Source organism: Tepidimonas sp. (assembly GCF_046292505.1).
Classification (GTDB): domain Bacteria; phylum Pseudomonadota; class Gammaproteobacteria; order Burkholderiales; family Burkholderiaceae_C; genus Tepidimonas.
Window position 1 is genome coordinate 1 of sequence record NZ_JBKBQX010000297.1, and the last position, 507, is coordinate 507.

General features: G+C 71.0%; 1 protein-coding gene. It reads left to right on the forward strand.

The annotated features are described in order from the left end of the window. A partial coding sequence (locus ACK4TH_RS13365; RefSeq protein WP_409627137.1) for a diguanylate cyclase domain-containing protein occupies window positions 1–507 on the forward strand: 507 nt, incomplete at both ends.

Consider the following 507-nt stretch of genomic DNA (forward strand, 5'->3'; position numbering starts at 1 on the left):
GATCCGCAGCCGGGACGGCTTCCTGCTCGGCGCGGTGCTGGTGTTCCACGACGTCACGGTGACGCTGAACCTGGCGCGCGAGCTCAGCCACCAGGCCACGCACGACGCGCTGACCGGCGTGCCCAACCGCCGAGAGTTCGAGCGTCGTCTAACCGAGCTGCTGTCGCGCCCAGACCAGGCACAGCACGTGCTGTGCTACCTGGACCTAGCCCCGTTCTCGGTCGTCAACGACACCTGCGGGCACGTGGCCGGCGACGAGCTGCTGCGCCAGGTGACGCAGCTCATCCGCAACCTGCTGCGCAGCGCCGACACGCTGGCGCGGCTGGGCGGCGACGAGTTCGGCCTGATCCTGCAGGGCTGCGACGCCGAGCACGCGCTGCCGGTGGTGCAGCGCATCCGCGAGGCGATCGCCGACTTCCGCTTCGCCTGGGGCGAACGGTCGTTCGCCATCGGGGTGTCGATCGGCATGGTGCCGATCGGTCCGCTCGAGCGCGAACCCGGCGCGCT